The organism is Desulfobacula sp., from assembly GCF_021107415.1.
Genome location: NZ_JAIOSW010000038.1, coordinates 1 through 4577, shown reverse-complemented (window position 1 = coordinate 4577; position 4577 = coordinate 1). Strand labels below are relative to the sequence as shown.

The 4577-nt window shown below is 43.4% G+C and carries 4 protein-coding genes and 1 pseudogene; 4 read left to right on the top strand and 1 reads right to left on the bottom strand.

All coding sequences use genetic code 11. The annotated features are described in order from the left end of the window. The 3 genes from K8S13_RS02150 to K8S13_RS02140 form a co-directional block, all read left to right on the top strand. Positions 1–1253, top strand: a 1253-nt coding sequence (locus K8S13_RS02150; RefSeq protein ID WP_291460077.1) for an ABC transporter ATP-binding protein, incomplete at its 5' end; no start/stop codon positions are given. A gap of 41 nt (positions 1254–1294) precedes the next feature. Then, the gene (locus tag K8S13_RS02145; protein ID WP_291460076.1) at positions 1295–2887 is read left to right on the top strand and encodes an ABC transporter substrate-binding protein; all 1593 of its coding nucleotides are present in this window, start codon (positions 1295–1297) and stop codon (positions 2885–2887) included. A 55-nt stretch (positions 2888–2942) separates the two neighbouring features. Next, on the top strand, positions 2943–3203 hold the full coding sequence (locus K8S13_RS02140; RefSeq protein ID WP_291460075.1) for a hypothetical protein: 261 nt from the start codon (positions 2943–2945) through the stop codon (positions 3201–3203). Positions 3204–3304: 101 nt separating this feature from the next. Here the strand turns inward: K8S13_RS02140 and K8S13_RS02135 are convergent, their stop codons facing one another. Next, a complete protein-coding gene (locus K8S13_RS02135; RefSeq protein ID WP_291460074.1) occupies positions 3305–4138 on the bottom strand; it encodes a class I SAM-dependent methyltransferase in 834 nt (277 codons plus the stop codon). An 87-nt stretch (positions 4139–4225) separates the two neighbouring features. Here K8S13_RS02135 and K8S13_RS02130 point away from each other — a divergent pair. After that, positions 4226–4577: pseudogene (locus K8S13_RS02130) on the top strand (transposase); the annotation flags it as partial.

Genomic DNA, 4577 nt, shown 5'->3' with positions numbered 1-4577 from the left:
TAATGATCTATCATAAAGCCGACAAACAAGCGATCGAGATTTATCGCCGTTTGTTTTTACCCGCCTCTGAAAAAACCGGATACCGATATCCCCACCAACTTTCAGGCGGCCAGCTCCAGAGAACCATGGTGGCCATGGCCATGTCCTGCAAACCTGATATCATTGTGTATGATGAACCAACCGCTGCTCTGGATGTTACCACCCAGATTGAAGTTCTGGCTGCGGTCAAGGAAATCACGGAAAAGATGAACAAAGCCGCCCTTTATATTACCCACGATCTGGCTGTTGTGGCCCAGGTCGCCCACCGAATTATGGTGTTAAGGAATGGCCGGCTTGTTGAAGAGGGTGAAACCCGTGAAATGATTAAAAATCCCAAAAAAAAGTACACCCGTGAACTGCTGAATGTCAGGACATTAAGGGAAGAAAAAAATGTTACCCAAAAAGAGGAAATAATCCTTAAGATCGAGGATGTTGCTGCATCCTACACTGGCCATGATAATGTCCTTGAAGATATTGATCTTATCGTCAGACAAGGCAGAACAATTGCCTTGGTCGGTGAATCCGGCAGTGGAAAAAGTACTTTGGCAAAAGTAATTACAGGTCTTCTTCCCGCCAACAACGGCAGTATAATTTTTTTTGGAAAAGAATTGCCCAGGTCATTGAAAAAGAGAAAAAAAGAGGATTTGCGAAGAATGCAGATGATTTATCAGATGCCGGATACGGCTTTAAACCCCAAACATACTGTCAGAAAGGTCATCGGCCGGCCCCTTCAATTTTACTTTGGGATCAGGGGCAAAAAAGCGGAAGATCGAATCAAGGATCTGTTAAGGGACATCGAACTTGATCCGGATATCTATATTGACCGCTTAACCACAGAGCTTTCAGGCGGGGAAAAACAGCGAATCTGCATTGCCCGGGCCCTGGCAGCGGAGCCGGACCTGATCATATGCGATGAAATCACATCAGCCTTAGATCAACTGGTGGCAGAAGGCATACTGAATCTTCTACAGGATCTGCAAAATAAAACAAACATGTCTTACCTGTTTATTACCCATGATCTTGCCACGGTCAAGGCCATTGCAGATAAGATTGTTATCATGCTGGAAGGGAAGATCATCGAACAGGGCGAAAAGAAACAGGTTTTGTCTCCGCCCCATCATGAATATACAGACAAGCTTTTGGCATCCATTCCCGAAATGGATCCGGACTGGCTGGACAACCTTCTGGAAAACCGTTCTTCAACATTTATCTGATTCAATTATTTAACCCATTAACTTTATCAGGAGAAGAGAATATGACTGACCTATCATTTTTAACACAGATGTTTAATCAAAAAAAAATCTCCAGAAGACAGTTTATTAAAGGCGTCTCAGCCCTGGGGCTGACAGCCGCCTTGTCCCCCGCCTTTTTATCTGGTAATGCCATGGCAGCGACGCCCCAAAAAGGGGGGATCTTCAGGCAGGCAATGACCGGGGGTGCCACCTCTGACTCTCTTGATCCGGCAACCCTTTTTGCCAGCCAGAACATTAATGTCAGCACCCAATTGAGCAATTGCCTTGTGGAAATTGATCATAATTTCAAACCTGTTCCTGAACTGGCGCAAAGCTGGGATGCGTCGGCCGATGCGAAAATCTGGACCTTTAAACTCCGAAAAGGTGTTGAATTCCACAACGGCAAACCCTTGACAGCCCAAGATGTGATTTTTTCCATTAACCACCACAGGGGCGAAGAATCAAAATCTGCAGCCAAACCCTACTTAAAAAGTATAAAAAATATTAAATCGGACGGAAAACACATTGTCGTGTTTGAGCTTGACCAGGGCAGTGCGGATTTTCCTTTTATCATGGGAGATTATCATTTAAGAATTTGTCCGGACGGAACCCAGGGTAAAGACTGGGACAAAGGAATCGGTACCGGCGGGTATATGCTGGAAGACTGGGAACCCGGTGTCCGTGCCCTGACAAAACGAAATCCCAATTACTGGAATTCAGATCGAGCCCATTTTAATGAGATTGAAACCCTTGCTATTGTTGATGTCAATGCCAGGACCAATGCTTTAAAAACCGGACGAGTTGATGCCATAGACCGGGCTGACGTCAAAACCGTGCACCTGTTGAAAAGAATGTCCGGCATCAATGTGACTGCCATCACCGGGACTATGCATTATTCTATTCCCATGATGACAGACATGAAGCCATATAATGACAACAATGTCCGGATGGCATTAAAACTTGCCGTTGACCGTGAAGCAATGGTAAAAATAATTCTCAAGGGATATGGGGAAGTGGGCAATGATCAACCCATCTCCAAAGTAAACCGTTACCATGCCGCAAATCTTGAACAAAGAAGCTATGACCCTGACAAAGCAAAATTTTACATGAAAAAGGCGGGCATGCTGGACCACACCTTTAATCTCCATGCTTCGGATGCTGCCTTTTCCGGTGCTGTGGATGCAGCCGTACTTTTACAGGAGAGTGCAAAAAAAGTCGGCATTAAGATCAATGTCGTCCGGGAACCCAGTGATGGATACTGGAGTAATGTATGGACCAAGAAAGAATGGTGTATGTGCTATTGGTCAGGACGTCCGGTAGAGGATATGCAATTTTCCATGGCCTATGCAGCCGGTGCTCCCTGGAATGATACCCATTGGAACAATGATAAATTCAATAAACTGCTCATAGAAGCAAAATCAGAGTTGGATGACAACAAACGCAGACAGCTTTATGGTGAAATGCAGGAAATCTGCAGAAACGACAGTGGCACCATAATTCCTATGTTTAATCAGATTGTTGAGGCCCATTCCAATAAACTGGACCATGGTCCTATCTCAGCCCATATGGAAATGGATGGGCACAAGAACGCTGAACGCTGGTGGTTCAAGTCTTAAATCTGGAGGGAAAGAGGCGGATCGGCTCAACCGCATCCATGAGCGGTAAGGTGCGGTGACCGCCCTGCAGATCCTTCAATCCCTAAAGTATGATCTACAATTTACGGATAAAATTATTTCCATTATTCAACGGTATGATTCAGGGATTACAGCTCATGACCCAGAAGAACAAATTGTCAAGGATGCGGACAAATTATGGCGATTTTCCAAGACAGGCTTTTGGAAGGAGGTTGAAAGACAAAAACTTGAACCAGCAGAGCTTTATCAATATCTTTTAACGCGATATCCAGAATGGTTTTCACCGATACCGCGTTGATGATCGCAAAGAAAGAAATAAAAAACCATGGTGTGGAAATAATGCAAAGCGCAAGACATTAGGTCGAGTGCCCTTACTCCAACCGGGTTGCTTTGTTAGGATTATTTATAGGCAAAAATAAAAGTGGTTTGACCAATACTTTTACGTATATTCTCCCGCTCTTCAAGATAATTTGTCATACTTCCTTCCTGGTTCATTAATTGGACTTGCGACTGGGCTTGTTTTAGTTCTTTGTCGGTTGCCAAAGACCAGGCAGAATCACCATCTCGAAAGTTTTTATTCAACGGCCCCATTGGATTGAAGTAATTTTTACCTTGAAGCACCATATTCACCGGTACAACAATACCTACTTTATGAAAGCCAACTTTCTTTAACATTGAGGTGATAATTTCTATTGTCGGATAGCGTTTAGCAATTCTATCTATCACTTTTGGAATTAAATTAGCCCACCAAAAACCCGAATAAAGTTGCTGATGACTAGAGGTATTGAATACCAATACGCCTTGGGAGCGTAATACTCGTTGTGCTTCTTTTATTAGTTTATACACCGGATCAAAATTGTCTTGGTTTGAAGCTGCCACCAAGTGATGAAGTACTTGGTTGCACATCATACCATCAAACATACCATCGTGATAGGGAAGGGGATCAAGTAGACTGCCTTGCTCAAAATTGATGTTAGCATCATTTTGGCACTTCTCTTGTGCTTGAGCCAACATGCCACCATTTAATTCCAAGCCATACAAATGACCAACTTTTTCCTTGAGTGCCTGCAGGTAGTTTCCAGTGCCACATCCACAATCTATAATGCTTTGCTCAAGCAAAGGTCGGGGAGTAAAAGCAAAACAACCTAAAATAATCTCGATCCCGATAGGAATACGAGTATTGTCGTAATTTTTTGATATATCCTGATAGTTTTCATACTCAATTTGATTCATAACAAATAGTTCCCTAAGAATGTTGACCCAATGAACGGAAAGGATCAAAAGTCCTTCCATATCATGGGAGTTAAGGTTTTAAGATAAGAGGTTGCTATTTGTCAAGGGAAAGCGATAAATTACACACTTAATCAGTGGCACCGGTTGATCCGGTATACAGAAGATGGCAGGGTCGGTCCTGATAATAATGTAGTTGAAAATGCCATAAGGCCCTTTGTTCTATGCCGAAAAAATTGGTTATTTAATTGCACTCCCGAAGGTGCCAGCGCCAGTGCATGCATTTACAGCCTGATTGAAACCGCCAGGGCCAATGGCCTTGAACCATACTGGTATCTGAAATATCTTTTTGAAAATTTACCAGAAGCCATGACCGCCGATGAGTTTATGGCTTTGATGCCTCAAAATATTGACAAAACTCTACTTGCAGGTCCCGCTGTTT

Excerpts from the sequence above, each read along its gene's own strand:
- K8S13_RS02145 (WP_291460076.1), top strand. The coding sequence starts at position 1,295 with ATGACTGACCTATCATTTTTAACACAGATGTTTAATCAAAAAAAAATC.
- K8S13_RS02135 (WP_291460074.1), bottom strand. The coding sequence starts at position 4,138 with ATGAATCAAATTGAGTATGAAAACTATCAGGATATATCAAAAAATTAC.